The 2,002-nt window shown below is 70.2% G+C and carries 3 protein-coding genes; all 3 read left to right on the top strand.

The window, feature by feature from the left end:
- Positions 1-214 precede the first annotated feature (214 nt).
- From VJR25_RS05905 to VJR25_RS05915, 3 genes are read left to right on the top strand one after another with little or no spacing between them, the layout of a single operon-like run.
- The gene (locus VJR25_RS05905; protein WP_324113517.1) at positions 215-757 is read left to right on the top strand and encodes an RpiB/LacA/LacB family sugar-phosphate isomerase; all 543 of its coding nucleotides are present in this window, start codon (positions 215-217) and stop codon (positions 755-757) included.
- Between the two features lie 9 nt (positions 758-766).
- Complete coding sequence (locus VJR25_RS05910) at positions 767-1,534, top strand: cyclase family protein (protein WP_324113519.1); 768 nt, start codon at positions 767-769, stop codon at positions 1,532-1,534.
- Positions 1,535-1,564: 30 nt separating this feature from the next.
- A complete protein-coding gene (locus VJR25_RS05915; protein ID WP_324113521.1) occupies positions 1,565-1,858 on the top strand; it encodes a putative quinol monooxygenase in 294 nt (97 codons plus the stop codon).
- Positions 1,859-2,002: the final 144 nt, after the last annotated feature.

Consider the following 2,002-nt stretch of genomic DNA (forward strand, 5'->3'; position numbering starts at 1 on the left):
ACCACCGAGCTGTCGATGGTCGACGACGACACCTGGGAAGCGCACCGCCACGACATCAGCCGGCTGTCGACGCAGGACCAGTGGGGCACCGCCCAGGAGATGAGCGAGCTCGTCGCCCGCGAATCGTTCAACGACATCGACAGGGGCCTGTTCGTGGCCCCGCCGGTGTGAGCGGCCGTCGACCACGGCGCCGACCAGCGACAAGGAGCAGACCATGACACGCATCCACTTCGCCGCCGACCACGGCGGTTACGAGCTCGGCCGTCGCCTGCAGGCGCGGGCCGAGGCATCCGGCTTCGACGTCGTCTGGCACGGCGCCGACGCGCTCGACCCCGGCGACGACTACCCGGTGTTCGCGATCCGGGTCGGCCGCGCTGTCGTGGCGGATCAGGATGCCGGCGTCGACGCGTTCGGCGTGCTCGTCGTCGACGAGGCGGTCGCCGGTGTGATCGCCGCGAACAAGGTCAACGGCGCACGCGCGGTGACGACGACGTCGCCCCGCGCCGCCGCGAACGCCCGCGCCGTCGTCGACGCGAACGTCCTGGTGCTCGAGGGCATCGCGTTCGAGGAGTCCGCCTGGCTGAACCTGTATGCGTTCGTCACCTCCGGGATGGCGCAGACGGTCGAACGCGGCCGTCAGATCCTGCAGATCGAGGAGTACGAGAACGCCGGGACGATCGAGGGCTGGGCGGTGCAGCTCGAACCCGAGCAGATCGCCGTCCGGCACGATGCCGCCGCAGCCCCGGCCCGACCCTGAGGAGACCCCATGCGCTTCGTCGACCTGTCCATGCCCCTGGACGACGTCATCCCCGTCGATCCGCCGTTCCTGCGCCCGAAGATCGAGTACAAGGACCACCAGGCCGGCCTCGCGGACATGAACGCGATGTACGGCATCCGTCCCGATCAGCTGCCGGACGGACAGGGGCTCGCCGCCGAGACGGTGACCATCACCACGCACGCCGGCACCCATGTGGACGCCCCCTGGCACTACCACCCCACCATGAACGGCGGCGAGAGGGCGTGGACGATCGACGAGGTGCCGATCGACTGGTTCTTCCGTCCCGGGGTCAAGCTCGACCTCCGGCACCTGCCCAGCGGGCACCTCGTGACGCCCGCCGACATCGACGCGGAGCTGGAGCGCATCGGCTACGAGCTGCAGCCCCTCGACATCGTGCTGGCGCACACCGTCGCCGCCGACGCGTACGGACGCGACGACTACATCGACACCGGCATCGGGTTCGGGCGCGAGGCCACCCTGCACCTCACCGGCAAGGGCGTGCGCGTGGTCGGCACGGATGCCTGGGGGTGGGATCTGCCGGTCAGCATCAACCGGCGCGTGTTCGAGGAGACCGGCGACCCGTCGGTCGTGTGGGAGGGCCACAAGGCCGGTGCCGAGGTCGGCTACTGCCAGATCGAGAAGCTCCAGCACCTCGACCAGCTGCCCGCCACGGGGTTCACCGTCGCGTGCTTCCCCACGAAGGTGCGCGGCGCCTCCGCCGGCTGGACCCGCGCCGTCGCGATCTTCGAAGACTGACGACCTCCGAGAAGGAACCGAGGACACATCATGGCTTTCGTCTGCAGCGCCACCTGGACCGCCAAGTCTGGCGAGGAGGAGACGGTGCGCTCCGCGCTCGCGCACCTGTCGCCGGCATCCCGCGAAGAGCCGGGCAACCTCTACTACCAGGCCCACCAGGACCCGCAGCAGCCGGGCGTCTTCCGCATCTTCGAGGTGTACGTCGACGAGGATGCGTTCCGAGCGCACGGGACCTCCCCGCACTTCGAGACGTGGGCGCTCGGGCAGGCGATCCCGGCGCTCGAGACCCGGCAGCGCGACTTCACCGAGACCCTGGACTTCTGACGTGGCGCAGCTCGCGCGCCACGTCGGCCCGAACGGGATCGTGCACACCGGACGCATCCAGCACGGCGCGATCCAGGATCTCCCCGGCGACCCGGAGATCCTCGACCTGCTGACCGGGCCGGAAGACCGGCGCCGCGACCTGCT

This window comes from Microbacterium sp. (assembly GCF_035277845.1).
Classification (GTDB): Bacteria; Actinomycetota; Actinomycetes; order Actinomycetales; family Microbacteriaceae; genus Microbacterium.